Source organism: Clostridia bacterium, assembly GCA_034926675.1.
In the GTDB taxonomy this organism is placed as follows: domain Bacteria; phylum Bacillota; class DTU025; order DTU025; family DTU025; genus JAYFQW01.
This window is the reverse complement of the sequence record JAYFQW010000016.1, coordinates 28,663-54,326: the sequence shown is the minus strand read 5'-3', so window position 1 is coordinate 54,326 and position 25,664 is coordinate 28,663. Positions and strand designations below refer to the sequence as shown.

Annotated in this window: 26 protein-coding genes; 21 read left to right on the top strand and 5 right to left on the bottom strand. The window is 57.9% G+C overall.

The window, feature by feature from the left end; genetic code table 11:
• Together VB144_05750 and VB144_05745 are read left to right on the top strand one after the other, a co-directional pair.
• Window positions 1–804 (top strand): ABC transporter permease, encoded by an 804-nt coding sequence (locus VB144_05750; GenBank protein ID MEA4883148.1) that lies wholly within the window; start codon window positions 1–3, stop codon window positions 802–804.
• Window positions 801–1,880 (top strand): ABC transporter substrate-binding protein, encoded by a 1,080-nt coding sequence (locus VB144_05745; GenBank protein ID MEA4883147.1) that lies wholly within the window; start codon window positions 801–803, stop codon window positions 1,878–1,880. Before VB144_05750 ends, VB144_05745 begins: the two co-directional genes overlap by 4 nt.
• A 743-nt stretch (window positions 1,881–2,623) precedes the next feature.
• Here VB144_05745 and VB144_05740 read toward each other — a convergent pair.
• Entirely contained in the window at window positions 2,624–4,099 is a 1,476-nt protein-coding gene (locus tag VB144_05740; protein ID MEA4883146.1) for an aldehyde dehydrogenase family protein, read from the bottom strand.
• A gap of 277 nt (window positions 4,100–4,376) precedes the next feature.
• Here VB144_05740 and VB144_05735 point away from each other — a divergent pair, with 277 nt between their 5' ends.
• On the top strand, window positions 4,377–6,503 hold the full coding sequence (locus VB144_05735) for a sigma-54-dependent Fis family transcriptional regulator (protein ID MEA4883145.1): 2,127 nt from the start codon (window positions 4,377–4,379) through the stop codon (window positions 6,501–6,503).
• A gap of 347 nt (window positions 6,504–6,850) precedes the next feature.
• Here the strand turns inward: VB144_05735 and VB144_05730 are convergent, their stop codons facing one another.
• Window positions 6,851–8,440 (bottom strand): M2 family metallopeptidase, encoded by a 1,590-nt coding sequence (locus VB144_05730; GenBank protein MEA4883144.1) that lies wholly within the window; start codon window positions 8,438–8,440, stop codon window positions 6,851–6,853.
• A 1,012-nt stretch (window positions 8,441–9,452) separates the two neighbouring features.
• On the opposite strand from VB144_05730, the gene VB144_05725 reads away from it, so the two are divergent.
• The 12 genes from VB144_05725 (at window position 9,453) to VB144_05670 (ending at window position 19,093) form a co-directional block, all read left to right on the top strand.
• Window positions 9,453–10,361 carry an ATP-binding cassette domain-containing protein gene (locus VB144_05725; GenBank protein ID MEA4883143.1) on the top strand — a complete coding sequence of 303 codons (909 nt, stop codon included), beginning with the start codon at window positions 9,453–9,455 and terminating at the stop codon, window positions 10,359–10,361.
• 108 nt (window positions 10,362–10,469) lie between these two features.
• Window positions 10,470–11,438, top strand: coding sequence for an ABC transporter permease (locus tag VB144_05720; GenBank protein ID MEA4883142.1), 969 nt, complete (start codon window positions 10,470–10,472; stop codon window positions 11,436–11,438).
• A gap of 62 nt (window positions 11,439–11,500) precedes the next feature.
• Complete coding sequence (locus VB144_05715) at window positions 11,501–11,647, top strand: hypothetical protein (GenBank protein MEA4883141.1); 147 nt, start codon at window positions 11,501–11,503, stop codon at window positions 11,645–11,647.
• Window positions 11,644–12,381, top strand: coding sequence for an ABC transporter permease (locus VB144_05710; GenBank protein MEA4883140.1), 738 nt, complete (start codon window positions 11,644–11,646; stop codon window positions 12,379–12,381). The genes VB144_05715 and VB144_05710 overlap by 4 nt, the downstream gene beginning before the upstream one ends.
• A gap of 182 nt (window positions 12,382–12,563) precedes the next feature.
• Window positions 12,564–13,124: a hypothetical protein gene (locus VB144_05705; protein ID MEA4883139.1), complete on the top strand. Its 561-nt coding sequence runs from the start codon at window positions 12,564–12,566 to the stop codon at window positions 13,122–13,124.
• 39 nt (window positions 13,125–13,163) lie between these two features.
• Window positions 13,164–14,060 carry a S41 family peptidase gene (locus tag VB144_05700; protein ID MEA4883138.1) on the top strand — a complete coding sequence of 299 codons (897 nt, stop codon included), beginning with the start codon at window positions 13,164–13,166 and terminating at the stop codon, window positions 14,058–14,060.
• Window positions 14,061–14,115: 55 nt separating this feature from the next.
• A complete protein-coding gene (locus VB144_05695; GenBank protein ID MEA4883137.1) occupies window positions 14,116–14,835 on the top strand; it encodes a response regulator transcription factor in 720 nt (239 codons plus the stop codon).
• The gene (locus VB144_05690; protein MEA4883136.1) at window positions 14,832–15,974 is read left to right on the top strand and encodes a HAMP domain-containing sensor histidine kinase; all 1,143 of its coding nucleotides are present in this window, start codon (window positions 14,832–14,834) and stop codon (window positions 15,972–15,974) included. Before VB144_05695 ends, VB144_05690 begins: the two co-directional genes overlap by 4 nt.
• A 61-nt stretch (window positions 15,975–16,035) precedes the next feature.
• On the top strand, window positions 16,036–16,734 hold the full coding sequence (locus VB144_05685) for an ATP-binding cassette domain-containing protein (protein MEA4883135.1): 699 nt from the start codon (window positions 16,036–16,038) through the stop codon (window positions 16,732–16,734).
• Complete coding sequence (locus tag VB144_05680; GenBank protein MEA4883134.1) at window positions 16,731–17,489, top strand: hypothetical protein; 759 nt, start codon at window positions 16,731–16,733, stop codon at window positions 17,487–17,489. The genes VB144_05685 and VB144_05680 overlap by 4 nt, the downstream gene beginning before the upstream one ends.
• A gap of 110 nt (window positions 17,490–17,599) precedes the next feature.
• Window positions 17,600–18,217 (top strand): hypothetical protein, encoded by a 618-nt coding sequence (locus tag VB144_05675; protein ID MEA4883133.1) that lies wholly within the window; start codon window positions 17,600–17,602, stop codon window positions 18,215–18,217.
• A 75-nt stretch (window positions 18,218–18,292) separates the two neighbouring features.
• On the top strand, window positions 18,293–19,093 hold the full coding sequence (locus VB144_05670) for a NisI/SpaI family lantibiotic immunity lipoprotein (protein MEA4883132.1): 801 nt from the start codon (window positions 18,293–18,295) through the stop codon (window positions 19,091–19,093).
• Window positions 19,094–19,371: 278 nt separating this feature from the next.
• Here VB144_05670 and VB144_05665 read toward each other — a convergent pair whose 3' ends face one another.
• The 3 genes from VB144_05665 to VB144_05655 all read right to left on the bottom strand — a co-directional run bounded on the left by VB144_05665 (window position 19,372) and on the right by VB144_05655 (window position 20,424).
• Window positions 19,372–19,764 (bottom strand): HEPN domain-containing protein, encoded by a 393-nt coding sequence (locus tag VB144_05665; protein MEA4883131.1) that lies wholly within the window; start codon window positions 19,762–19,764, stop codon window positions 19,372–19,374.
• Window positions 19,754–20,059, bottom strand: coding sequence for a nucleotidyltransferase domain-containing protein (locus VB144_05660; GenBank protein MEA4883130.1), 306 nt, complete (start codon window positions 20,057–20,059; stop codon window positions 19,754–19,756). The genes VB144_05665 and VB144_05660 overlap by 11 nt, the downstream gene beginning before the upstream one ends.
• Before the next feature lie 101 nt (window positions 20,060–20,160).
• A complete protein-coding gene (locus tag VB144_05655) occupies window positions 20,161–20,424 on the bottom strand; it encodes a HepT-like ribonuclease domain-containing protein (protein MEA4883129.1) in 264 nt (87 codons plus the stop codon).
• Window positions 20,425–20,785: 361 nt separating this feature from the next.
• Here VB144_05655 and VB144_05650 point away from each other — a divergent pair, with 361 nt between their 5' ends.
• The 6 genes from VB144_05650 (at window position 20,786) to hydG (ending at window position 25,641) form a co-directional block, all read left to right on the top strand.
• A complete protein-coding gene (locus VB144_05650) occupies window positions 20,786–21,340 on the top strand; it encodes a histidine kinase N-terminal 7TM domain-containing protein (GenBank protein ID MEA4883128.1) in 555 nt (184 codons plus the stop codon).
• Window positions 21,325–21,537, top strand: a complete 213-nt coding sequence (locus VB144_05645; protein ID MEA4883127.1) for a PAS domain-containing protein — start codon at window positions 21,325–21,327, stop codon at window positions 21,535–21,537. The genes VB144_05650 and VB144_05645 overlap by 16 nt, the downstream gene beginning before the upstream one ends.
• Window positions 21,518–22,258: a response regulator transcription factor gene (locus tag VB144_05640; GenBank protein MEA4883126.1), complete on the top strand. Its 741-nt coding sequence runs from the start codon at window positions 21,518–21,520 to the stop codon at window positions 22,256–22,258. The genes VB144_05645 and VB144_05640 overlap by 20 nt, the downstream gene beginning before the upstream one ends.
• A gap of 366 nt (window positions 22,259–22,624) precedes the next feature.
• Window positions 22,625–22,933, top strand: coding sequence for a TM1266 family iron-only hydrogenase system putative regulator (locus VB144_05635; GenBank protein ID MEA4883125.1), 309 nt, complete (start codon window positions 22,625–22,627; stop codon window positions 22,931–22,933).
• Window positions 22,923–24,269, top strand: coding sequence for a radical SAM protein (locus VB144_05630; GenBank protein MEA4883124.1), 1,347 nt, complete (start codon window positions 22,923–22,925; stop codon window positions 24,267–24,269). The genes VB144_05635 and VB144_05630 overlap by 11 nt, the downstream gene beginning before the upstream one ends.
• Window positions 24,250–25,641 carry a [FeFe] hydrogenase H-cluster radical SAM maturase HydG gene (gene hydG / locus VB144_05625; protein MEA4883123.1) on the top strand — a complete coding sequence of 464 codons (1,392 nt, stop codon included), beginning with the start codon at window positions 24,250–24,252 and terminating at the stop codon, window positions 25,639–25,641. Before VB144_05630 ends, hydG begins: the two co-directional genes overlap by 20 nt.
• Window positions 25,642–25,664 lie beyond the last annotated feature (23 nt).

The window sequence follows — 25,664 nt, the reverse complement described above, 5'->3', positions numbered from 1 at the left end:
ATGAGAAGAACAGGGAGAGCCTCCACAGCCTACCTTGTCGTCGTCTTTTTCATCTTGTACGCCCCGATCCTCTACCTAGCGTACTACTCCTTCAATAGCGGAGGTTCCATGCGCAGTTTCGAGGGGTTTACCCTTGAATGGTATCGCGAGGTGTTTCGGGACACACGTCTCGTCATTATTCTCCTGGACACGCTGGCCATTGCCCTCCTGTCTGCTGCCATATCCACGATCATTGGAGTTGCAGGCGCGCTTGCCATCGTGCATGTCAGAGAGAGACGGTTTCGAAGTGCCCTGTTGACCCTGAACAACGTGCTGATCGTGAGCCCTGACGTCATTATCGGGGCGTCTTTTCTGATTCTGTTTGCCGCGATAGGAATCAAACTCGGGTTCGTCTCGGTTTTGGTGTCTCATATCGCCTTCAGCGTGCCCATTGTCGTGCTGATGGTTCTGCCCAAACTGCAGGAGATGAGTCCGACACTGATTGACGCTGCTCGAGATCTGGGAGCGAGCAGGCTGGATGTGCTGACCAGAGTGGTGATTCCATACATTGCTCCAGGGATTCTCGCCGGCTTTTTCATGGCCCTGACCTATTCGCTCGATGATTTCGCCGTGACGTTCTTCGTCACTGGAAATGGCTTTTCCACGCTATCTGTGGAAATCTACTCGCGAGCAAGGCAAGGAATCTCCTTGACCATCAATGCGCTGTCGACGCTGGTCTTCCTGGTCACTTTGGCCTTGGCCATCGGTTACTACATTATGAACATGCAGAGGACTAAGCCGAGCAGAGCGGAGGCCGGGGAATGAGGAAAGTTGCGCGCATGTTCGCCACGGCGTTCATCGTGGCGTTTGCCTTGGTCTGTCTCACGTCGTATCTGAACTCGTCCAACGGCTATTCGGGTGGGAATACCCTCACCATCTATAACTGGGGAGATTACATCGACCCCGACCTAGTCGAGAAGTTCCAGCAACAGACAGGAATCAAGGTAATCTATCAGACCTTTGATTCCAACGAAGCGATGCTGACGAAGATTGCCCACGGGGGGACTACATTCGACGTGGTGATCCCATCTGACTATGCGATCAACAAGATGAAGCAGGAAGGGCTGCTAGTTCCCCTTGATCACTCCAAGATTCCAAACTTGAAACGCATCGACCAGCGTTTTCTGGATCTACCCTTTGACGAGGGTAATGAGTACTCTGTCCCCTACTTCTGGGGGACGTTCGGGATCATCTATAACCCCGAAATGGTTGAAGGGAGAGAGTTCACAGGCTGGGATGATCTGTGGGATGAAGGACTGAGGGGCGAGATCCTGCTTATGGACAGTGCCCGTGAAGTGATGGGCATGGGCCTGAACAGCCTCCACTATTCCCTGAATGACACGGATATCAACCATCTTCAGGAAGCACAGCGGAAACTGAGTGAGCTTACCCCGAACGTGAAGGCGATTGTCGGGGACGAGGTCAAAATGCTGCTTGCAAATGAAGAAGCTGCAATCGGAGTCGTCTGGTCGGGTGATGCTGCGATAATCATGAGCGAAAACGATAAACTCGATTATGTAATACCCAGGGAAGGGTCGCTCTTGTGGTTCGACAACATGGTAATTCCAACAACGGCCAGGAACGTGGAGGGGGCGCACCTATTCATCAACTTCATGCTTGATCCGGAGAATGCTGCCCAAAACACTGAATACGTCGGGTATTCCACACCCAATGAAAGAGCTCTCGAGTATCTGCCAGAGGAGATTACGAGCGACAGACGATTCTACCCTGGCCCCGATATCACCGAGAAGCTGGAGGTGTGCGTGAACCTCGGAAGACGGATGCTTAGCTACTACAATGAGCTTTTCCTTGAGTTCAAGATGCATAGGAAGTCATCATGAAAAGGGAGACGGCGTTCGGGAAAGAGCCTACGAGAGAGAGCCTACGGGAGGCCCGAGCAGACGTCGGTCCGCGTGACGGCCCGGGAGATGGCGCGGGAGACGGCCCGGGTGAGTGGTCGCGGGCGGTGGTGCCGGGATTCTCATTTTTGAGCGAAACGGCGGGTGGAGATTCTCATCCGTGAGGATTTTCCGGCGGTTCGTGCTCATAAATGGGAAACTCCGCCTGGACCCCAAGGCGCGCGCCGTCGGGGCGCGACTGAATGCCGTCAGTGGATCACCAGTGCAGGGATGCCCATGGCGGGCACAACGCGCGTATCTGGGCGTAAAGGAAAGGCGGCGCGACGGTGCCGCCTACCTCACATGCTCTTGTGCTTGTTCGCGTGAGTGATCGCGGGCGGCGATGCCGAGATTCTCATTTTTGAGTGAAGCGGCGGGTGGAGATTCTCATCCGTGAGGATTTTCCGGCGGTTCGTGCTCAAAAATGGGAAACTCCGCTCGGCCCCCAAGGCGCGCGCCGTCGGGGCGCGACCGAGAACAATCCCCTGAGCAGACGGCCTCGGAAGGCGCCAATGAAAGCAGCCGGCCCGGAGGCTTCATCCGCTTCGAAGCACACCGGGCCAGCTCATCCCCTGAGACTGCGCGTGTGGACTGCGCGTGTGGACTGCGTTAGGACTCGCGCGCGAAATCGTGCCGCAGTCTCGGTACGCGCAGTCTCGGCGCATGCAGTCTCAGTGCATACTGGCTTAGTACATACCGGACTTGGTCTCGGCCATGCTGATGAAGATGTTCTTCTTCTGCGTATAGTACGCCAGCATCATCTTGTGCGTCTCCCTGCCTATGCCGGACTTCTTATACCCGCCGAACGGGGCGTGGGCAGGCAGGTTGTTGTAATCGTTGATCCACATCCGCCCGGTCTCGACGGCTCTGGCAACGCGAAGCGCACGGTTGATGTCCCGAGTCCACACGGCGCCGCCCAGTCCGTATTCGTTATCGTTGGCCATCTTGATGACCTCGTCTTCATCGTGGAACTTGATGAAGCACACTACAGGCCCGAATATCTCTTCCTGCGCGACTCTCATGTTGTTCGTGACGTCGGCAAGGATGGTAGGCTTCATGAAAGCCCCCTTGGCCAGTTCGCCCTGGACGAGCCTCTCGCCGCCGCAGGCCACGCGGGCCCCTTCCTTCTTGCCGACATCGATATACGACAGTATCTTCTTGAGCTGAGTCTCGTTGATCTGCGAGCCCATGATCGTGTCCTTCTCCCACGGCAGGCCCACCTTCACCTTATTGAACGCAGCTACGCACTCCGCGAGGAACTTATCGTATATGTCTTCATGGACGAAGACCCTGGAGCCTGCGCAGCACACCTGCCCCTGGTTGAACAGGATGCCGATCTGCACGCCTTCAATGGCCCTTTCCCACGGGCAGTCGGCGAAGAAGATGTTAGCCGACTTGCCGCCAAGCTCGAGGGTTGCCGGAATGAGTTTGTCGGCTGCGGCCCGCGCAATGCTGTATCCAACGTCAGTGGAGCCGGTGAACGCCAGTTTCCGGAAGCCCTGGTGGCTGAGCATGTACTCGCCGGTGGTGGAACCGTGACCGGTGATCACGTTGACGACGCCCGGTGGGACTGCTTCCTGAAGCAACTTGGCGAATTCGAGCGTTGAGAGCGGGGTCGCTGAAGATGGCTTGATCACCACGGCGCATCCCGCTGCGAGCGCCGGCGCGATCTTCCAGGCCGCCATGAGGAATGGGAAGTTCCACGGGACTATCTGGCCTATGACTCCGAGTGGCTCGCTGAGAATGATGCTCATGTGATCCTTGTCGATCATCACCGCTGTGCCTTCCTCGGCCCTGATGACGCCGGCAAAGTAACGGAAATGGTCGGACGCCAGAGGCACATCCACCGACATCGTCTCGCGTATCGGCTTGCCGTTGTCGATGGTCTCCACCATGGCCAGTTTCTCCGCGTTTGCATCGATGAGATCGGCGATTTTCAGCAGGATCGTAGACCGCTCCACGGGACTTGTGTTCTTCCAGCTTTCAAAGGCCTTCCACGCCGCCTGAACGGCGAGGTCCACGTCCTGCTTGCCCGCGTCTGCACACGTGGCAAGCAGCTCTCCGTTCGCTGGGCAATACGTGTCAAACGTCTTGCCCTCCTTACCGTCTACCCACTTCCCGTCGATGAACAGCTTGTAGTGCCTGTCCATAGGCTTCTGCATGGTTAGATCCTCCCTTTCGCATTGGTAGCCTTCGAGTCGGCTGACAGAATAGAGAATGATGCAAATAACATGCCATCGTCACGCTCTGCGCCCCAAGCTCCTTCGCCCGCGGTGTGCCGGGATTCCCGCTTGCTCATCTGTACCGTTAGCGCCACTCTGGTGTTAGCACGATGGTACACTTGTGGTACTGTTATGTTACACTGTGACTGGCGGTCAAGTTCACATCGTTGGGGCAGCAGGCCATGACGTTCAATGTGGAAAGGACGGCGGCTTTCGCATGGCTTCCGAGATCACACACCAACCACATATTGCTGAGGCGTGGCAGCGTTTTGTGAAGACAGGGGATGTTGACGAGGCGGCGCTTCGTCCTGAGGTTGCTGCCTCATGGAGGAGATCGAAGGAGGCCATGGTCGATCCCAGGGATGCACTGGGCCGCCTGTCGCTGGATCACTCAGGTGTTGACGCACTGCGCGAGAGCCACAGCGACTTGATCGAGGTGGCGCGCCACTTCATGTCCGGCCTGTACAGATTCGTCGCCGGATCAGGCTTCATCGTGATTCTGGCCGACGAGCAAGGGCGGGTAATGGAGGTGCTTGGCGATGAAGACGCCCTGCAGCGCGCTGGTCTCGTCAACCTCGTGCCCGGGTCGAGCTGGGCCGAACACCACGTTGGCACCAATGGAATCGGCACCGCCCTGGCATCGATGACCCCTTTGCAGATTTCAGGTTACGAGCACTACTGCGAGCGCTTTCACACCTGGACGTGCTCTGCGGCGCCGATCCTCGGCGAGCAGGGGCAGATAATCGGGGCGTTGCAGATGTCGGGCCCCTCTACTTGCACACACGCCCACACGCTGGGAATGATAGTGGCAGCAGCGGAAGCCGTCCGGGCGCAGGTGCGCATCAATGCCAAGATACGCCAGCTCACGTTGCTCAACGACAACCTCAATAAGATGTTCTTGATCACGTCAGACGGAATACTACTTGTAGATGACCGTGGCATTACGCAGCGCGCTAACCCGGCAGCCGAAGGAATCCTGGGGGCGCCGATGGCTTCAACCGAACCAGATGGGCCATACACAAAACCCATCTATGAACTGGTGAACAAGCCGCACTACTTCACTCAGATGCTGGGAATGGGCAAAGCTTTCGATGATATCGATATGGCGCTGAAGACCCGTGGCGGACCCGTGCATTGCTTAGTGGCTGCCAAGCCCATTCGCGACGATGAAGGCAACATCAGCGGCGGCGTCATATCGCTCAACCCGTCCAAGCGGATAACCAAGCTGATCAGCAGGTATAGTGGGTCGTACGCGACCTTCAGGTTCGAAGACATCTTAGGGCGCGACGAGAAGCTGCGCCGGGCGGTAGAACTCGCTTCCATCGCTGCCCAGAGCGACAGCAATGTACTGATATGCGGAGAGAGCGGCACTGGAAAGGAAATGATCGCTCAGGCGATACATAACCGAAGTCGCCGTGTGGACAGGCCGTTCGTTCCAGTCAACTGCGGAGCCATCCCCCGCGAACTCGTTGGAAGTGAGCTGTTCGGCTATGAAGAAGGAGCTTTCACGGGCGCCGCGCGCGGTGGGCGCCCAGGCAAGTTCGAGCTGGCCTCAGGCGGCACCCTATTTCTTGACGAAATCGGCGACATGCCCCTTGAGCAACAGGTGGCTTTGCATCGGGTCCTGCAGGACAAGCACGTCATCCGAATTGGCGGCAGCGCTGTCACCCAGACAGACGTGCGGGTGATCAGCGCCACCAACAAAGACTTGCTGCAGGCGGTAGCCAGAGGCAGTTTCAGGCAGGACCTCTACTACAGGCTCAACGTTATCCAGATACAGTTGCCCCCGCTGCGTGAACGGCCAGACGACATACCGTTGCTGTTCGACTACTTCCTGGCCAAGACAGGCAGCAGGCTCGGCACGGAAGTGAACGAGGTGGATCCGCGCGTCATAGAATGCCTGATGGGCTACGACTGGCCAGGCAACGTGCGCGAACTGCAGAATGTAGTTGAGCGCATGGTGAGCATTGCGACAGATGGAAGGATCGGGCTGCAGTACGTACCGGAAGAGATCTTGAGCCCTCACCAATTGGCGCGGGCGGTTGCTCCAGTGGTTGCGCCAGCAGCTGGGCAGGTGATTGCGCCCGCGGTTGCGCCGGCAACTGGGCCGGTGGTTGCGCCAGCGGCTGGACCGGAGGCGCGGTTCGCAGACTTTGAAGACGAAAGGCGTCGTATGCGCCGGATGCTCCAGCGGCGCGAGCAGGAGCGCCTGCTGGCCCTCATGCAGGAATACGGAGGCAACATCAGCCGTGTCGCCCAGGAGCTCGGAGTTTCGCGCAATACGGTTTACCGAAGGATTCACAGGTTCTCAACGTGCGACCAGACGGGACAGGCCACTCGGTGACCGCCAGGATGAGGCACGCGCCGCGGCGCACTGATTATCTGCGAAGTGGTCTATGCCGAGTTAGCGTGCCAGTTTACAGCTGCGCACGGGCTGGATGCTTTTCTTGAGGCTACGGGAATACGGCTGGCGCCGTCTGGTCCGGAATCACTGCAGGTTGCGGGCGACGCTTGGAAAGCGCATCTCTCTCGGCGCGACGGCCGGCTCCAATGCAGATCGTGCGGTTGTCTGACTCGCGTGAACTGCCCGGAATGCGGCAGCGCTACGGTAGAACCCTTTTCCGCAAGAGCACATCTCGGGATTCGTTGAGTACGGGCATAAGATGAGACTTCAGTTTTGAGCGGATGCTCTCAATCCTCCAGCACCGAAATAGTCTCTACGAAGGCCTGTTCGCTTAGGTTGCTGCCTGTGGCTCGCTCGATCATCTCATTCCATGGCCACTTCGCTCCGGGCTCAAACACCGCCTGGATCAGCCATTGGCCAGCTGCGCGCATGTTTGTGAACGACTTGGTTCCGAAGCGCCGAGCGATGGTGGACTGAAGCTGTGTCGACAGCAGTCCGCCGAGCATGTAGTTTTGGTAGTAGGCTGGGTAGAGGGCAATGTGTATCTTTGCGGCCCAATCGGGCTCGTTGCGTCCGGCCGGCGGCTGAACCATCTGGTAGCGGCGCACCAACTCCCACCACAGGACGTTCAGGTCACGGCGCGGGTTCTCGTAAAGGGCGCGTTCGAAGCTGACCATCACCACGCACCAACGGATGAATATGAGAGACTCGAGGGCAGATACCCGCGCTGCGGCAGCCTCCAGCTCTCGGGCATGGCGCTCATCAACACCTGCGATCTCGGTGAGCCAACGTGCGTCGAATACCTGGTTCCCCATGACCATCGCCACCGCCTCTGTTGTGAGGGAGTGGGCATGCTCGCGCAGCAGGTAGGGCAGCTTGCGATCGATGTACTTGAAGTACACGCCATGGCCCAATTCGTGCAGGAGCGTGGCCATCCATTCGTGATTGTCGCGCAGGTTGCAGATTGTGCGAATGTCGCCCTCACGGTCGATGTCGTTGCAGTACGCATGCTGATACTTCCCGGGGCGCTCGTACAGATCGCTTCGAGACAGAATATCGTCCACGTCCATTCCGATGCCTGCGTAGAACCTGCGAGCGAGTTCAGGAAAGTCTAGTCCCTCAAAGACGGGATCCAGGTTCACACTGCCATCCACCGGAGCGCGCTGGAAGAATGGGTCTGAGTAGTGCCACGGGCCCACCTCGTGTGCTGAAACGCCGAATCTTTCGGCCAGTGACCTATCTAGCTTGGCCTTTTCTACCTGAAACAGGGCGTCGGTCTTTGAAGCCAGAGAGTCAACCAGGGTGAACAGGTCAGCCTCGTCCAGTTCATCCAGGGCGAGGGACATAGAATAGAAGTTAGAGTATCCCATTCTCCTGGCGGCGCGGTTGCGCGCCTCGACCAGTTCAATCACCTTAGGGCCCGATTGCCGCCCGATCTGCTTAGAGGCCTCCCAGGCCCTGCGGCGCCTGGACGTATCGCGCTCCTGGGCAAGCACCTGGTTGATGTCGTTTTCGGATGCCGTCTGCCCGTCGAGGTTGGCCCTGAAGTGCACGAAGATCTCGGTAATCTCGCTTTCAAGGTCGGCCTGCTGGGTGATCTCCTCAACAGTCATCTGGTTTCGGGCGTACATTCTGGCGAGCACCGAGATCTCCCGGGCAAGCAGTGGATCCTGCGTCCCGGCAGACTCAGCCTGCCTCAGCGTCTGGTAGTCATCGGGATCTGAAAGCAGTTGGCCCAGACGCTTTCTGCCTTCCGTGGCCGCGCGGCGCTGGTCGGCGTCGCCGGTGGTGTCGGCGCGCCAACTAGCCTCGTTGATCTTGCGAGTGAGGCTGCTGATGGACGCGACACGGTTCGAGATCAACTCGCGGATATCCATCGCCAAGAAAAGCACCTCCATAACTGAGAGTACCACTCAAGTATTCGGCACTGCTCCTGCGAACCCTGTGGGGACATTCTGTGCCTTGTGCCTCGGCTGCATTTCTTCTGTTCTATGCAGTGGCGCTGCAGCAGAGAGGGAATGGAGAAGGGGTTGAAGAATGCCATCCTACGTTGAATTGAGTAAGCGAACTGCCGCTTGGGGAGGAGGCAAGCTGCGCGATGATTCGTAGGGCCAGGGCTGTTCCTGTTGCCGCTGGTCTTGCCAGTAAAGGCCTGGGCCGTGGAGTTTTGCATTCCGGGTATAGTGGGGTCGGAAATATCCTTCAAGCCAAAGGAGGTGTTGGACAATATGTCGTTGGGAGATCCAGGCGTTGTGCCAACCGATGAGCAAGTGCTACTGCATAAGGAACTATTCGCCCTGCTATCCTATGCGCTGGAAGAATGATCTCCGCAGTCGCAGCCGGTGTTCAGAATCCTTGGTGGCATGTGGCGATGCGAGGTGTTTTTGAGTCGCGCGGAGGCCTTCAAATGGCAACGAGTCCTTCCTTGCTTTGGCTCAGATGACGTATGGTCAGAACGAAAAATGGTAGGCGGGGTTATCGGGACATGGGGTAGCTAGAACAATGGAGAACACGGCGAAATGGGATTTGGGGCAGTGTAAGCGTCGCCACGTGCCCACGTTCTTGTGATGCTCAGGAGCCTTATGGGAGGTGATGCGCCCTCTTGAGCCGATGGGTTCTGCAGACTTGGTCCGGCGCCTTGGAGTAGATCCTTGATGCCTGTCCAGAGATACGTGATATGAAGAGTCGACAACTGAATTCGTCTGGTGATTCCGGAAATACTTTGGCATATGTTCTGTTTTCGGCGCAACTGAAATGCAGATCCCGGAAACCCAGAAGCTGAGTCCCTAGGGGTTCTGAACACAGATTACCAGCAGGTACAGGAGAGATTGGGCCATGGACGGCCGATATTCCGGTCGGGGATTTCGTTGAGTGGAGGATCTCTATGAGATGATTCTGGAGCTAGCCAGGGTGAATAAGAGCTTCGCCGGCAAGCAGATTCTGCATGATGTATCCTTTGCAGTTAACAGCGGTAAGATCATGGGACTTGTCGGGCAGAACGGAGCAGGAAAGACAACGATAATGCGTATTCTGATCGGCGTCTTTGCATGCGATTCGGGGGATGTGCTTCTGGACGGAATTCCCATCAGGCGAGGTGAGCATAGGTTCGGCTATCTTCCGGAAGAACGCGGCATGTATCCGAGAACCACCGTCATTGATCAATTAGTGTATTTTGGTGAACTCAAGGGCTTAACACCCCTGGAGGCTAGGGCAACTGTCCGTGAATGGTTGAGACGTTTGAATCTTGCCAACTCTGAACGCCAGAATCTTGGCACAATGTCTCGGGGGAATCAGCAGAAGATCCACATTATCCAGGCAGTCTTGGGTGATCCGGATATTCTGGTCCTGGACGAGCCCTTTAGTGGTCTGGACCCGATTAACACCAAGACTCTGAAAGACGTAGTTCATGAGTTTTCCGAGAAGGACCGTATTGTGGTCATTTCGAGTCACGAGATGGGGTTGGTAGAGGAATTCTGCGATGCCGTAACCTTCATTCAGGACGGCAGAATCACGGTAAGTGCTGAAATTGAAGCGGTAAAAGGGAGATTCCGGGTTGAGAATAGGCTGCGCTTGATTCTTGCTCATGAATCGCGTGATGAAACCAGAGCAATACTGTCGCAGATATCTGACATTGATGTGAGCGAGGATAGGCAGTCTATCATTGTTGATCTCAAGAACGGGAAGACGCCGGAGTGTCTCCTAGATGAGCTGCTTTCGCGGAACTTACAGATTGAGCTCTTTGGTAGTTATCAGCCAAACCTGGAGGAAGTTTTCATCAGCCTAGCAGATAACCCATGAACCTGTGAACTCGCTCGACTGTCTGGCTGTCGCGCTGATCCTCGACACGACTCTTTTAGCTCTTCAAGGACCAGCTGGAAGCCACTCTATTGTACTAGGAGGGGGACGATGAAAGGGTTTAGGACGGTATTCCGTTTTGAACTGCGAAATCTGCTGAGCAAGAGGGGCATCTGGGTCGCAACGATTCTTGTTGTGACCATGGTCTTCTTCCTTGCGTGCATTCCGAGGTTCATGGACACGGCTGCTTCTTCACAGAGGAATGGTGAAGGTCAAGAGTCTACTGACACGTCCGTTATCGATAGGCTTCAGGAGAGTAGAAACCTAGACAGGAAGGGCGCAGAGGGTGCTCTTCACGACAAAACGGATGTAGGCACGGCTGTTGGCATGATTCTGATGAACATCATGCTTATTGCTATTACGGGCTATTCCGTCCTAATCATCAATGCAATGGCGGAGGAGAAGACTTTTCAGACAGTGGAGCTTCTGGTAACCAGTACGAGTCCAAAGAGCTTGATTCTCGGTAAGGTCCTGGCGTCTGCTACATTGGCCGTCATTCAACTCGCGATAGTCGTCCTGGCTGGGGTTCTTGGGGTCTGGGCAAATGGGTCGCGTTCTCCCATTTCTCTTGCAGAGGCAACAGGAATAGCTCCACAGGGATTCGCATGTTTCTTTGCCTTTGCGATTCCTGGCCTCTTGTTCTACGTTTTTATGCTTGCGGCCGAGGCATCCCTAATGACCAACGTGGACGGACGTGCAAACGCATTCGGCATTGGGTATACTACATTCATCGTTTCGTATACCATATGTGCCTGTGCCCGGGTGTTTCCGGAGAAGACCGGAAGCAAGGTGCTGCGTGTTATGTCCATCCTTCCGTGTTCGTCTCCTTTCGCCATGGTTCTGCGCTATTTCACTACGACTGTCTCCATAGGGGATCTGTCTGTGAGTCTCGTACTCCTCGTCGCCGCAACGATTCTTGTGATTAAGCTATCAATACAGATCTATCGTCTGGGAATCCTAAACTATGGCAACAAGATCAGCGTGTTCAAAGCAATTGGTCTCGCGATTCGGAAGAACTAACGCTGTCCCTGCTCACGGTAGCGGAACACTCATGGGTCGCAGAGGACACAGTCCAGGCGGCGATGGCTCAGGGCGTCCAGTCCAGTGAAGTCCTGCGCAGGTTGGCTCTGGGCTCCATCGAATTCCGTGAGGTGCGGGAGATGGGGAACACGCTCGAGGACGTGTTCCTTTCAGCCATCGAGGAGGAAGAGGAGGCGAATCACGGATGAACACCGGCCCATTTCGGACGCTTGTGCGCAAGGACATCGCGGAAGCCCTTCGCACGGGCGGACTGCACATTGCCATGAGCCTCCTGGGCGCCCTGGGATTTGCACTGATTCCCGTGATGACTCTACCTCGCACGCTTCATACGCAGGGCGCAGAGACCGCCGCCTACAGAGCTGCACTCAGCACAGCAGCCAATGCGCAGATGCCACTGCTCGTGCTATGGATCATGGTGTTCGCCGGAGCCTACATCGTGTCGAACCTCATGATTCGCGAGAAGACCCGAAAGACAATGATCCCGATCCTGTGCTCGGGAGTCACTCCTAGGGCGGTGTGGGCTGCCAAGGTGTCGGCGGTGTTCGCCGTGACATATGTGGTCGTTCTCGCGGCCCTTGGCCTGTACGTCGGCGGGATGTCGGTAATCGGGCGGGGCCTGAGCTTGCCCACACTGAAATGGACCATTGCCAGCCTAGTGGTCGCGCCTCTGGTCTCATTGGCGTCCTTCGGAGTAGTGGGCATCATTATCATGCTATACACACATGCGTGGTACGTAGCTGTCCTTTTCTCGATGTCTCCCCTCGTCTTGTCTTCAGTATGGTACAAGATACTGGGTGCCCAACACCATGCTCGTCTGTTCACTATGTCGAGTATGGTATGCCTCGCCGTCGTCGCCGCATGTTGGGCCTTGGCTGGACTGGCGCCTCGGGAGCGCGCGAGCGGAGTCCTGGAATGGGATTAGATTAGCTGAAGCGCAGCTCTGCACCGGTTGATGCGGCCTGCAGCGCTTGAGCCGCGTATCGAGAGTACGGTCAGCATATGGCGTTGAACCGGCAGCGGAGAGGGAATATGGTAGGCGTTGGCGAGTATCTTCCTGCTGAACTGACCGTTGAGACTGCTGTTGGAAGAGAAGGTGGTTGTGCGATGACCCGAAGGGCCGGCGCGGTTTTCGCTGTAACGCTGGTCCTCACGTGCGCACTGGTGTCGATTCTGTCGGACGCTGTTCGGGTTGCGTATTCTCACAAGCACGGTGCAACGAAGCCTGAGGCGCGGGCGGAGTTCGAACGGCTGCTGTACAGATATGGCGATTTCTGGGATGAGCCGCATCCTGAGACTCTGTCGTTCAACAGATGGGACTTGGGAATCGTGCCTTCACTTATTCCGAAAGATGAAGCTCGGCAGGATGTGGATTTTCTCTTCAGAGTGCTGAAGTACGGATACGGGGCGTATCAGTTCTTCGGCGGGGATGAGGCGTTCCTTGCGGCTAAGGAAAGCATCCTTGCAGAGACCGAAGATTTCCCGGGTGAGGATGTTAATCCCGGTCAGCTTGCCGAATTGCTTCAGCGACAGCTCGGTTTCATACAGGACGGTCACTTTTCCATCGGCGACAAGAAGATGTGCCTCAGGTACAGGTTCTTCGCAAGGTTCGACATGGAGTTCGATGAATGCGGCGGCAGGTTCCGCCAGCGCCATGCGCCTGACTGATGGGCGACTGCCGTGGAGGGCGAAGACCCGTCACTTTGGATGAAGCCGTCGATAGACAGCGATGGAGAGATCTTCTACTGCCTTGGCGCTGTGAGCGATTCCGATGTGGACATATGCGTCAAGCTGGAGTGGAGCGATGGCTCTTCTGAACCTGTTCAGCTCGAACTGGTTGACTCGGCCCGTGTGCGTGGACCCGTGTACGAGCTGAGGCATGTAGACGGTGTTCCGGTTGCCGTGAATCGTAGTCTGACACCGCGACCTGATACCATGTCGGAGCTTGAGAGGCTGACGCGCGATGCGAGGAAGCTAAGGAAGGCTCCTGCCGTCATCCTCGACCTGAGGTCGCATATGGGTGGAAACAGCCCGTACGCTTTGGAGTGGGCACGGGAACTCTCGGGGGCTGATGTGTGCCCGGCCAGTCTCAACGCTCTGCTGGTGACGAGCACGGCCGGGAAGCTATTCGAGAATTTCTTGTCGTACGCGGGAGCGGACCTGTTCGCCGCCGGCACTTCCTCGGGACCAATCAGTGTCCGATCATGGCAAGCTGCTGGGGCTGATCCGGACAGGCCCGGCTGGAGCCTGATATCTGTCACTGGGGGCGTAAGGGCGGAAAACGATACACTCCTGGTCGTGCTGATCGACTCTTACGCGGGCTCAGCCGGAGAGGACTTTGTCAAGTATGTCCAGCAGCTTGATAACGTGGTGGTTGTCGGAACAAACACTTGTGGGGCGATGCTCGCAGGGAATGTGGGTGTATTCATCCTCCCGAACTCTAAAATCGGGCTGTCGTGCGGCACCAAGATATCCCTATGCGAAGACCTCGTTAACCCCGATGGTCGCGGCCTCATGCCCGACCTGTGGGTTCATCCCGACGAGGCGCTGGAGAGAGCCGTCAAGTACATACAGGCTGTGCAGGCTGATGGGAGGAATCGTTGAGGCCAGGCGAAGCAATGAACCTGCTTCAGTCTTATTCCCGCAGAAGGAGTATGTCATGGATACGAACGCGCAAAGCAATCGACAGTCCGGGATGGAGAGGGAGCGGACAAAGCGGATTCTTGTGATCGATGACGATGCCTCGATCCGGAAGCTGCTGGAGACGATGCTGATGAAGGAGGGATACGAGGTATCGTCGATGGGAGCGGTCGACCGGTTTCGCGTGCAGGATTTCTTCGGGTACGACCTGATCCTCCTGGACATCATGATGCCGGGAATGGACGGGATAGTGCTTTGCAGACACATCGCGGAGCACATCGACTGTCCGGTTATCTTTCTCACGGCGAAGACTCAGGAAGAGGATCTCGTCGAAGGACTACAATCCGGCGCCGTCGACTATGTCGCCAAACCGTTTCGCCGCAAGGAGCTCATCGCGCGCGTCCAGGCGCATCTGAGGGCCCGGGATTTGCCGCATGAGCGGCTCGTCCGCACCATCTCCGGCATCACCTTCGACTTCGACGCGCGACGGGTTTTTGTCGGTAAGGAGGAGATCAACGTGTCGCGTCGAGAGTTCGACATTCTGACACTGCTTGCACTGCATCCCGGCAAGACCTATACGCGGGAGACGATCTACGAAGCGGTGTACGATCTATGCTCCGACACTATGATCAGCTCGGTGTCCGAATACGTATACCAGATTCGAAAAAAGCTGGAGCCCTACCGGTTGCAGCCGATCGATACGGTCTGGGGAGTAGGGTATCGCTGGAGGGCCGAATGAAGCATCGACACGCGCACAGGAAGCGTCCTCGAAGGAGCGGCTTCGCACAGGAGGTCTTCTGGTTACTGGTCCAGGCTGTGATCGCGGGAGTTGTCGCATTGCTAGTGACGGCGCTCATCGTGACGATACTCATCAGGACCGGCGCGGTGATTCCAGGGGATACCGAGGGGAATCTTCCGCGCTTCGCGGATCCCGAGTGGGCGAGTCGCATCAACTTCAACTCCGGCAGTATTCTGCTATTCATCTTGCTGTTCTTTCTCCTTGTACTCTTTGCGATCGTCCGCTATGTTCTCCGGATGAAGTGGGAGGTCAACCGCATCGTAATGGTCTGCCGCCTGCTGAGGAACGGTGAATCCGCCACGCATATGGAGGAATCGCAGATCTCGGAGTTTCAGGAGATCCGGGACAGCGTCATACAGATGGACCAGGAGTTAGTAGCGTCCATTGCGAGGCAGAACCAGATCGAACAAGAGCGGAAGTATCAGATTTCGATGCTGGCGCACGACATCAACACTCCGATTACGATCATCCAGGGCAACAGCGAGCTCTTGGAAATGACGCCGCTCAGCCGAGAGCAGCAGGAGTATAACGCGGAGATACAGAAGGCTGCCGACACGCTGTACCATTATTCCAGGGAGATCATCCTGTACTCGAAATCGGAGGATCCCGTGCCTTTGGCAAAGCGGGAAGTGTCCATTCACGAGATCGTCGACACTCTGACGAAGATGTGTTCGGGGGTCTTTGCTTTCAAGAACATTGAGCACTCCATTGAGTATCACGAGATCGGTCCCGATGCCACTGTGTCGGTCCACCTGATGTTCCTGGCCAGAGCGCTGCTTAACGCAGTCGGCAACGCCTGTGAGCATGTCTCCGATGGTGGGAGGGTTACAATTGCCGTTGGGGTGGAGGATCATTACGTCCGATTTCAGGTCATCGACAACGGACCCGGCTTCTCCGAACAGGAGCTTGCGCAGGGGGTGCAACTCTTCTACCGTGAGTCCGGACGGGAGGGACGCGAGCGTCACTATGGAATGGGACTGGCCTTTGCCAGCAGAGTCTGCGAGCACCATGGAGGGTGTCTTCGGATCGAGAATTCTCCTGTGGAAGGGGGAGTGGTGACTTTTCTGATAGAACCTTGAAGCATTAGTGTCATAGTCAGACCGAAGGCATGATGAACCCCATCGGAGGCGACTCTGAACTATGCTTGAGGTCAAGGGCGTCATGAAATCATATGGTGGGGTCGAGATTCTTCACGATATCGCCTTTTCCTTGCAGAAGGGCGAGGTGACCGGGCTTCTTGGTGAGAACGGCGCCGGAAAATCGACGCTGCTGCAGATCATTGCGGGGCTCGAACGAGCGGATTCCGGCGAGGTACTCCTTCAGGGGCGCCCACTGACCGCATCGGACCAGCAGCGCATCGGAGCGCTGATCGAACGGCCTCCGCTGTACGGTCATCTGTCAGCTTTTGATAACCTGAAGGTGCTCGCGCTCGTGCGCGGCATCCGCAACCTGAGGATTGAGGAAGTGCTGCAGATGGTCGGACTCGAGGATGCTGGGAAAAAGCGCGCGAAGTTCTTCTCGATCGGCATGAGGCAGCGGCTCGGGATAGGCATGGCGCTGCTGCCCGACCCCGAACTCTTGCTTCTGGATGAGCCGACAAGCGGGCTGGATCCCGTGGGCGTCGACCAATTCATTGAGCTGATCGATCGCTTGCAGGAACAGGGGACGACGGTGTTGCTGTCGAGCCACAATCTGCTGGAGATTCAGGCGCTGGCGCCCCGTGTCATAATGCTGCAGGGGGGCCGCATCATCTTCGATGGACCCAGCGGAGACCTTCGGCATCTCCAAGGTCTGTTTATCCCGTCTTCCGAAACCCGACATGAGGACCGTTCGCGATGAGGAGTGCTATCCAGTCGGAGTACCTCAAGGAGAAGCACAGCGGGATGGCTTCGCTCATGGTCCTTGTCCCGCTGACCACGTTTCTCGTGTCCGTCCTGATCTCGGGAGCATCCAATGCATCGAGAGCAATGGTGTACTGGTGGGAACTCCTCTTCATGAGTATGCTGATGTCTGCCTTTCAGTGGATACGGTGGGACTATGAGAGGAGTGCCGCTCATGGGCAGAATCGAGCGTTTTCCGGGATGCCGGAAGAGTCGCTCGTGGCGGCGGATCTGCTCCTCGTAACGATCCGTACGGCGTTGTCCTCTGCGATCTGCTGCCTGTTCGTCGCTGGAATCGCACGCCTCACGGCGGGCGCGATGGAGACGCATCCGATTCCGTTTGGTCGCTACTGCTTGGCTTTTCTGGCGATTTTGTTGGCCGAAGCGTGGATGATACCTGTGACGCAACTTGCGTCTGTGAAACCGGGAGGCGTACTCCTTGTCGCCTTGTGCTGCATAAACATGGCACTGGGGCCGCTGGCCGCGCAGGCGACATTCTGGTATCTGGCGCCGGCAAGCTACCCTTTTGTCGCGACCGGGCGACTGCTCTCCATTCATCCGTCTGGAGCGCTTGAGGAATACAATGGAGGGACCATCGCTCAGGCGATGCAGGGGAAGCCGTATGCCGCGATCTTCCTGGGGGTCCTGCTGGCCGCGGTTCTCGCCGCGCTCGTTCTCTGGAAGAGCAGAAGAACCAGGACGGTGAACAGATGATGGGGGGCTTTCTGAAGCAGACATGTCTTGTTCTGGCGTGCCGCTGCTATCGGATGAAGGGGAGTGCGCTAACGACCCTTCTGGCATCGCACACCATTGCAGGAACAGTTTTGGCATCCTTTCTCCTTATCGGAATGGACCACTACTCCATTGAGGACCGGCTGACCTTGATCTTCACGGGCTACGCTGTCGTGTTCCCGATTCTTCTCTTCCTGTGGGAGAGCCTGAGTGTCGGAGAAGAGTTCGAGGCAGGAGATGGATTTCACATTCGCAGGTCCTCGCGCCCCTCTGCGTTCGTCCTGGCAGATCTGCTCATCGCCATTGCTTTCTGCTCATTGTCCGTGCTTGCCACATCGATCCTTTCAGTCGGGGCGGCGAATGTCATCCTCGGACAGAGAACGATCCGCGTTTCGCAGGTTCTGTGTCCGCTCGAGGTTCTCCTGCTGTTCGAATCGCCGGTGCTCGCGGGCCAGGCGGCGCTGCTTCTGCGGAAGAGACGGATCGCATCGCTGCTCTGTGCTGCTATCGCCTCGATTCTCGCGATCGTCGCATCGGGAATCCCACTCAACTCCGTGACGGCGTGGATCGTTCTGATGTGGCCGTACTATGCGGCTGCCGGATTCCTCCCGGGTACTGTGTTTCCCTGGGGAAGACTCGGCATGACGGCGGCCGCGGTTTCATGCCTGCTGACGATCTGGGCGGCGCGGGCGTTCCGGAAGAGCAGGTGAGTCTCAGACTGGGAAGGTGAACCGCTTGAGACGCCTGCGAAATCGCTGTGGAGAAGAGGAAAGGAGGACAGTACAGTGTGGATCAGACATCGGGTTCTCTTGCCGCTGGCACTGGCGGCAATGGCTCTTGCAGGATGCTCTGGCGTCAGACCGACAGCTTCGAGAGTGAGCCGAGGCCCAGAGGCGTGTCGCATCCATAGGGAAGACGTTCGGTTGTTCGACTATATGGGAGATGAATACGCGATTCTTGAGGATACAGTCGAGCGGGAAGCACTGAACACCTGGGTCGGAACTATCCGGAAATGGGCGATGGTCCTGGAGGATGGGCGTCTGATCGACTTTGCTCCATTTAGCAGGGATTCTGACTCTATATCGGGAACTGTCTACTCCTTTGGGAATGTCTACTCGCTGTTCGAGTCGGGAGAACTGGCCGTCGATGTCGATGGACGCTTTCACCGGGCAGTAAAGTCGGTCGGCGTCTCGAGGGAAGACCAGTTCTTGCATCTCAAACGCAGGACTACGGGGGCGGAAGGCACGTATTGCCTCGATACCAGGGATCCGACCATGATCAAGGCCGGCGGCAACACCTATCGGATCACCCAGGAGGTCTTGCCGGAGGCGGAACGGGGCGATTATCTTGGAGCAGTCGCCGACTCGGTGACCTTTGAGTCGGAATCCAGGCGTGTTCTTCCGAGAGAGGATCTGGCTGCTGTCGATTGGCGTGGATCAGGCTGTTCCTGTGCTGACCGGACCCACTGGACGCTTGGTAAGGTCTATGAGGTTGCTGACTCGAGTGTGGAAAGCGCCATCGCGGTTGAGATCAACCACGTGTACTATCGTGCTGTCAATGTCGATGATGTACCCCCGAGGAGTTGAACGTAGCTTGGAATCAGTTGTACAGGGGCCATGAACGGTTGCCTCGCGTGACGCGGTCAAGCTGAAGGAAGCATCGGCGGCTTTCCTCGATGCGAGGTCACATACGGTCGGAGACCGGACGTGGGCCAGGGGGGTGGAAGAGGGGATCTGCAGGGGCCGATTTGCGTCCGGCCCGCATACTTGGATCCCTCCGCAGACTCGACAATGTGGTGTTTGTGGGCACGGACAATACGGAGCGATGGTCGCGGGGAACTACTGAGTTCCGGGGGTCTCCGACTCTACTTGTACCCGGTGACGGTGATCACCCACTTCCACACCTCTTCAGCGTGCGCCAGAGCCTGTTTGTACTCGTCTTCGCCCACGGGTTCCCAGTCCCCGGGATACCGGGTGGTTACGGCGTAGTCCGATAACTGCGCGGCCTGCTCCACCTGCGGCGGCACGGGCATGCCGCCAGTCTCCTTGATAAGTGATAGAAGGTAGCCGATGGAATGGGTTCTTGGCACATCCAGACCTGAGTGCACCAAGAGGCCCTTCAGGGCCTTCTCCGCAGCCTGCTGCGCATCGAAGCAGATATCCTCGTACGGGATGTCCTCCGACTGGCGACCAAGCCTGGCGCGGGCGAGGTTGCTTTCTGCTCTTCCGATCCGTGCTCGCCATGCCTCACCACTCATAGACCACGCGTCCCTTGAGGGCTTCACTGTAGATGAAACCGGGAGTATTTCGGTACTTCTCGATTCTGTCGGGGTCTTCCACAATCACGTCAACTGGGGCCGGAATGTCGGCCAGTTCGAGGTAGATCGCCTGCGCGAGGCGTCTGCGATGAGTCACGCCGTGCTTGAGAACCAACACATCGTAGTCGCTATCCGCGGCGCCCTTGCCCTGGCCTCTGGATCCGAATAGCACTATGCGGTCTGGCTCGGCAGTTTCGACTATCCTGTCTATGATTGCCTGAAGCAAGTCCGGCATACGGCTCACCTCCGGGTTGCGAACGTCTCCATTCTTCTGCCTGATGCTAGCATCCCGAGATACGGGCGACAGTACTCCGATACATGTCCAGAAGGATATCTTCAGACCGCAGACTCTTCAAGCCATCGGTCGCGCCTTCTAGTGCCGCACCTTCCTCGAATGGAATCCGAAAACGCACGGAAGCCATCCAGATTCTCCGAGACTATGTGATATGGCTCTTCCACTGTCGCCTGATGGTACAGATGAACCAGATGGTTGCGGTAACCTGCCATCCTGTTCAGGACGAGGATTTTGCAGACCTCGCCTACCGATCGCACTTCGTGAAAACGCCCGATGGATACGGGTTGAGGGTTCCTCAGCGCCATGCCGACCACCCTCGCGTCTGCATCGGGGCTATGTTCGACATGAGCGCTGCCAGCACCTTCTCAGAGAATCTGACTACAGTATCTGACTACAGCACGAAAACTCAGCCTCTTCTGCTGCGGAAAATGAGCTTAGGAACCACCGATACTGCGATATCTTGTGCACTGATGCCCTGTATGCTAGAGAGGCACAGGCTAACTACCGGTAGAACAAGGGCTACGTCCTGCGCCTGGGCATCACGACGATCACGTTTATGAGCAAGGTGGTAGCGTAGCCAAGGAAACCCGCGGGATTTGCAGGGTTATCCGCGAACACATCATCGAAGAAAGAAGTGCAGAGTAACCTGTCACGAGGTTGAGCACAATGCACTTCGAATACACGCCTTTTTCGATTCCGTACATAGTGAGCGGCATCACAGCTCTTGTGATGGCTGTAGTCGCCTGGAGGCATCGGGGCAGGCCCGGGGCAACGGCTCTGTGCTGCCTCATGCTGGCTACGGCTCAGTGGTCGCTCTGCAACGCCATGGAGCTCTGCAGTGCGGAGCTAGAAGCCAAACTCCTTTGGTCGAGAATCGAGTATGCCGGGATAACCCCTGTGCCTGTGGCGTGGTTCGCTACGGCGCTCGGTCTGTCAGGTAAGGGGGAGCGGCTGACTCGGCGCAATATCTTGCTCCTTCTGATCATGCCTGCAATCACCCAGGTGATGGTATGGATCAGCGGACATCACGAGCTGATGCGCTACAACATCAGGCTCGACACAAGCGGACCGGTTGCACTCATCGCCAAGGCATACGGCCCTTGGTTCTGGATCTGGACAGCCTACTCATACACACTGCTTGCGATCGCGACTGTCAGAGTCATAAGGGTGACAATTGGGTTGCCTGGTCCACCGTGGTCGGGGACATGGACGACGGCATAATCGTGACCAATTTCGAGGACCGGATCGTGGCCATCAACCCTGCCGCCCAGGCCCTTACCGGCTGGCCGGCTGACCGGCTAGGCGGCGACTTGACGCTGCGATCCGCGCCCGGCGAGGGCACGGAGGTTAGGGTATGCATTCCACTCAAGTCAAGATTCGACGAAGGGGACCAGACCGATGAGGATCCTGATCGTTGACGACCATCCGCTGTTCGCCTGCGGCCTAGCCGACCTGATGGCGGGGCGCGGGGTCGAGGCAACGGGGACGGCCAAGGACGGGCTGGAGGCGCTTGCGATGGCGCGCGAGATGCGTCCGGACGTGATACTGATGGACATATCCATGCCGCGATGCGATGGGCTAGCTGCCACGCGTCTGATCAAGGCGGAGCTTCCGGAAATGAGTATCGTGATCCTTACGGCGATCGACTCCGACAGCAGCGTGTTCGAGGCAGTAAAGAGCGGGGCCTCCGGCTATGTTTTGAAGGACGTTGACGCCGATGAGCTAATGGAGATGCTGTCGGCCCTGGAAAAGAGCGAAGTAGCCTTTTCCCCAGGCCTTACGGCGAGAATCCTGGAGGAGTTCACGCGTCTTGGCACTCTACTTGAGGCCCGAGATAGCCAGCGCTCTCGTGACCCGGCGCCTCACGGCGATCGCGCGGGGGCCGAGCGCCGGGCGGACGACGACCGCCGCATAGAAACCGAATCGATACTGATGCCGCGCCAGATGCAGGTCCTCAGGCTTGTCGCGTCCGGAATGTCATACAAGGAAGTAGGCAGCGCCCTCTTCATCAGCGAGCGGACCGTAAAGCACCACATGAGACAGATTCTTGACCAACTCCATCTTCAGAACAGAGCGCAGGTTCTTGTCTGCGCCGCGCGAATGCGTCTCGGCGATTCGACAGACCCTTTCCTCTCTTGACCCGCCCCTTTATCACCATATCGTCAGCCAGTGTGATATTCTGACACCAATACTCCAGAAAAGTGGCACCATCGCCCGAGCGGATTGTGCTTTCCTTCACAAGCGGGCTGTGCTACAATGACATTGTGCGCAGCCGCCAACGGGACTACTGCGTTGCGACTGCGGCGCCTATCAGGTGAATACTGAGGATACCTGCGGGTAGGGTTTGGGCCTGAACCTAGGGTTGACGCTTTCCTGAGGGCTTTCTCGCCTCAGGAGTATCAACCCGTCCGCACGACGGGTTTTTTGATTGGGTAAAACCGCGTCATGATCGGGTTCGCGATACCGGCGAGCGTGGGGAGCTAATAGAAGGAGGGGACAGAGAAAATGGCATCGTCAGGCGAGAAGGCGAAGGCAGGCAGTCCGGGAGTCAACAAGCGCGTGGGCGTGGCGGCGATTGTGGTGCAGGACAGGCTGAACGCTGCGCCTGCTGTAAACCGCATTCTGAGCGACTATGCGGACATCATCGTCGGTCGCATGGGGGTTCCATACAAGGACCGGGGCGTTTCGGTGATCGCGCTCATCCTGGACGGCGACACGGACACAATCGGCGCCATGACAGGCAAATTGGGGTCGATCGGAGGCGTCAAGTCCCGCGTCACCCTGGTCAATTTGGATGGCAAAGATGGCGAGTAGCTGTGTTGCCACGGGCGACCGCGCCTTGTTCGGCGGACTTGGCGCCGACGAACAGGGCAGCCTTACGGCTGCACATATCGCAGCGGCTCTTGACCCGCCTGGTCCGGCTCGTGAGACGGCTCTGTGGGCAGACGCCCACCGGGCGCGGGTGGCGGCCGTCGGCTCATGTGTGCACCTCAGGGCCATAATCGAGTTCTCCAACTACTGCCGGCAGGATTGCCTCTACTGCGGGCTCCGTCGCAGCAACGGCAGGGTCGCTCGATACCGGATGGACCCGGATGAGATCATCCGCGCCGCCCTGGCTGCATGCCGAGTTCACAAGTTCGGCGCCTTCGTCCTGCAGTCGGGTGAGGACCCTGGCTACCCGCCGGACGGCCTCGCGAGAGCGGTAAGCGGAATCAAGGCGTCAACTGGGGCAGCCGTGACCCTGAGCGTGGGTGAGGCGCCTGACCGGCACTATCGGCTATGGAGAGAGGCGGGGGCGGACAGGTTTCTGCTCAAGTTCGAGACGGGCGACCCCGGGCTGTTCGCGAGGCTCAAACCCACGACCACACTTGCGGCGCGTCTTGGGAGGTTGAAAGCCCTGAGGGATATGGGCTATCAAGTTGGCTCCGGGATAATCCTGGGCCTGCCTGGCCAAGACCGGGCGTCGGTGGCCCGCGACCTCCTCCTGTGCAGGGAAGAGGACTACGAAATGGTGAGCATCGGGCCGTTCATCCCGCATCCCGATACCCCGCTGCGCGCTGGCGCAACGGGCGGCGACTCGAGCGCGGCTGGCGGCGGCACGGCGCACGAACGGGGCCACGCGCGGTGGCCAGCCCGGACGCCCGATGTTCGCGCCACACTTAACACCGTTGCAGTCGCGCGTCTGCTGGTTCCGATGGCGCACATGCCAGCCACTACCGCTCTTGGCGTAGTCGGCAGACAGGACAACGCCTGGAGGGGCCTTGCTGCCGCGTATCTAGCGACGATGGGCGAGTTATCTGGCAGCTACGGCCAGGGCGCCTGCAGCGCGCCGCCTCACGGCCCCGGGCGTGAAGACACAGATTGCTTCGGCGATGCTCGTTTCCTCGCTCTCCTCGCCGGGGCGAATGTTCTCATGCTGGATGTGACTCCATGGCAGTACAGAAGCCTTTACGAGATTTACCCCGGCAAGCCCGGGGCCGATGGAGATGAAATCGCCGAGGCAGTAGATGCGGCCAGGCGTGAGATCAACCGGCTGGGCATGTCGATCTGTCCCGGGCGGGGAGACAGCCCCAAGGCTCGATGGGGACAGGGCATACGGAAAGAGGACATACGGAAAGGGGAATGCTCAGATGTCGCGAGACAGAGTTGAGTGCACTTTCATAGACGACGAGGAGATCGGCAGGGCCCTCGAACAGGGCAAGCGCTACAGCTCGGCTGCCGTCAGAGGTGTTCTCGCCAAATCGCTCGAACTGCGCGGGCTCGACCTCGAGGAGTTGGCGGCCCTGCTGTGGGTTGACGACCCCGAGCTGCTGAGTGAGGTTTATGCGGCCGCGCGGAAGATCAAGGAGACCATATATGGAAAGCGGTTGGTCTTCTTCGCCCCGCTGTATGTGAGCGACTACTGCGTGAACAACTGCAACTACTGCGCCTACAAGAGGGACAACAACTATCCCCGGCGTAAGCTCACCATGGACGAGGTGCGCGAGGAGGTCCGGGCCATCGAAAGGATGGGCCACAAGCGTATCGCGCTGGAGGCCGGCGAGGACCCGGCAAACTGCCCCATCGACTACATCACCCAGGTGATGCAGACGATATACGATACCCACTGCGACAACGGCAGCATACGTCGGATCAACGTGAACATCGCGGCCACCACCGTGGACGATTACCGCAGGCTTAAGGACGCTGGCATCGGAACCTACGTGCTCTTCCAGGAGACCTACCATCGCGAGACCTATCGCCGCGTGCACAATGGGCCCAAGGCGGACTACGACTGGCACACCACTGCCATGGACAGGGCGCTTGCCGGCGGCATCGATGACGTCGGAATCGGGGTGCTATTCGGTCTGTACGACTGGCGTTTCGAAACTGTCGCGCTCCTTCGGCATGCGCACCACCTGGATGGCGCCCATGGAGTCGGACCGCACACCATCTCGTTCCCGCGACTGCGGCCCGCCGCCGGAATGTCGCTCGATGAATTTCCGCACCTGGTGTCAGATGACGACTTCAAGCGGATAGTCGCCTGTTTGCGCCTGGCGGTGCCGTACACAGGGATGATCCTGTCAACGCGGGAGGCTGCCGAGTTCCGCCAGGAGGTGATAGCCCTAGGGATATCGCAGATAAGCGCGGGTTCGTGCACTGGAGTTGGGGAGTACAGCAGGAATGAGGCCTACGACACTCCGCAGTTCGAGGTGAGCGACCACCGCGATCTTGACCAGATCATCCGCGACCTCCTCCCCTCGGGTTATGTCCCCAGTTTCTGCACTGCATGCTACAGGTCTGGCAGGACAGGCGAGGCTTTCATGTCTCTCGCCAAGACCAGCCACATCCACGAATTCTGCCAACCCAACGCGTTGCTGACCTTCCAGGAATACCTGTGCGATTACGCGTCCCCGGATACCGTCAGGCTTGCCGAGCCGGCGATCAGGTGCGCGTTCGCCGAAGTCGACCCGAGGCTGCGTCAGGAGTGCGAGCGCAGAATTGAGCAAATCAAGAGCGGCGAGAGGGATCTCTACTTCTAGCGGGCCGTCTGTATTAGGCGGAC

What these genes read in the sequence shown, in the direction of transcription:
- VB144_05750 (MEA4883148.1), top strand. Translation starts at nt 1, where the DNA reads ATGAGAAGAACAGGGAGAGCCTCCACAGCCTACCTTGTCGTCGTCTTT.
- VB144_05745 (MEA4883147.1), top strand. Translation starts at nt 801, where the DNA reads ATGAGGAAAGTTGCGCGCATGTTCGCCACGGCGTTCATCGTGGCGTTT.
- VB144_05740 (MEA4883146.1), bottom strand. Translation starts at nt 4,099, where the DNA reads ATGCAGAAGCCTATGGACAGGCACTACAAGCTGTTCATCGACGGGAAG.
- VB144_05735 (MEA4883145.1), top strand. Translation starts at nt 4,377, where the DNA reads ATGGCTTCCGAGATCACACACCAACCACATATTGCTGAGGCGTGGCAG.
- VB144_05730 (MEA4883144.1), bottom strand. Translation starts at nt 8,440, where the DNA reads ATGGATATCCGCGAGTTGATCTCGAACCGTGTCGCGTCCATCAGCAGC.
- VB144_05725 (MEA4883143.1), top strand. Translation starts at nt 9,453, where the DNA reads ATGATTCTGGAGCTAGCCAGGGTGAATAAGAGCTTCGCCGGCAAGCAG.
- VB144_05720 (MEA4883142.1), top strand. Translation starts at nt 10,470, where the DNA reads ATGAAAGGGTTTAGGACGGTATTCCGTTTTGAACTGCGAAATCTGCTG.
- VB144_05715 (MEA4883141.1), top strand. Translation starts at nt 11,501, where the DNA reads ATGGCTCAGGGCGTCCAGTCCAGTGAAGTCCTGCGCAGGTTGGCTCTG.
- VB144_05710 (MEA4883140.1), top strand. Translation starts at nt 11,644, where the DNA reads ATGAACACCGGCCCATTTCGGACGCTTGTGCGCAAGGACATCGCGGAA.
- VB144_05705 (MEA4883139.1), top strand. Translation starts at nt 12,564, where the DNA reads ATGACCCGAAGGGCCGGCGCGGTTTTCGCTGTAACGCTGGTCCTCACG.
- VB144_05700 (MEA4883138.1), top strand. Translation starts at nt 13,164, where the DNA reads ATGAAGCCGTCGATAGACAGCGATGGAGAGATCTTCTACTGCCTTGGC.
- VB144_05695 (MEA4883137.1), top strand. Translation starts at nt 14,116, where the DNA reads ATGGATACGAACGCGCAAAGCAATCGACAGTCCGGGATGGAGAGGGAG.
- VB144_05690 (MEA4883136.1), top strand. Translation starts at nt 14,832, where the DNA reads ATGAAGCATCGACACGCGCACAGGAAGCGTCCTCGAAGGAGCGGCTTC.
- VB144_05685 (MEA4883135.1), top strand. Translation starts at nt 16,036, where the DNA reads ATGCTTGAGGTCAAGGGCGTCATGAAATCATATGGTGGGGTCGAGATT.
- VB144_05680 (MEA4883134.1), top strand. Translation starts at nt 16,731, where the DNA reads ATGAGGAGTGCTATCCAGTCGGAGTACCTCAAGGAGAAGCACAGCGGG.
- VB144_05665 (MEA4883131.1), bottom strand. Translation starts at nt 19,764, where the DNA reads ATGAGTGGTGAGGCATGGCGAGCACGGATCGGAAGAGCAGAAAGCAAC.
- VB144_05660 (MEA4883130.1), bottom strand. Translation starts at nt 20,059, where the DNA reads ATGCCGGACTTGCTTCAGGCAATCATAGACAGGATAGTCGAAACTGCC.
- VB144_05655 (MEA4883129.1), bottom strand. Translation starts at nt 20,424, where the DNA reads ATGGCGCTGAGGAACCCTCAACCCGTATCCATCGGGCGTTTTCACGAA.
- VB144_05650 (MEA4883128.1), top strand. Translation starts at nt 20,786, where the DNA reads ATGCACTTCGAATACACGCCTTTTTCGATTCCGTACATAGTGAGCGGC.
- VB144_05645 (MEA4883127.1), top strand. Translation starts at nt 21,325, where the DNA reads ATGGACGACGGCATAATCGTGACCAATTTCGAGGACCGGATCGTGGCC.
- VB144_05640 (MEA4883126.1), top strand. Translation starts at nt 21,518, where the DNA reads ATGAGGATCCTGATCGTTGACGACCATCCGCTGTTCGCCTGCGGCCTA.
- VB144_05635 (MEA4883125.1), top strand. Translation starts at nt 22,625, where the DNA reads ATGGCATCGTCAGGCGAGAAGGCGAAGGCAGGCAGTCCGGGAGTCAAC.
- VB144_05630 (MEA4883124.1), top strand. Translation starts at nt 22,923, where the DNA reads ATGGCGAGTAGCTGTGTTGCCACGGGCGACCGCGCCTTGTTCGGCGGA.
- hydG (MEA4883123.1), top strand. Translation starts at nt 24,250, where the DNA reads ATGTCGCGAGACAGAGTTGAGTGCACTTTCATAGACGACGAGGAGATC.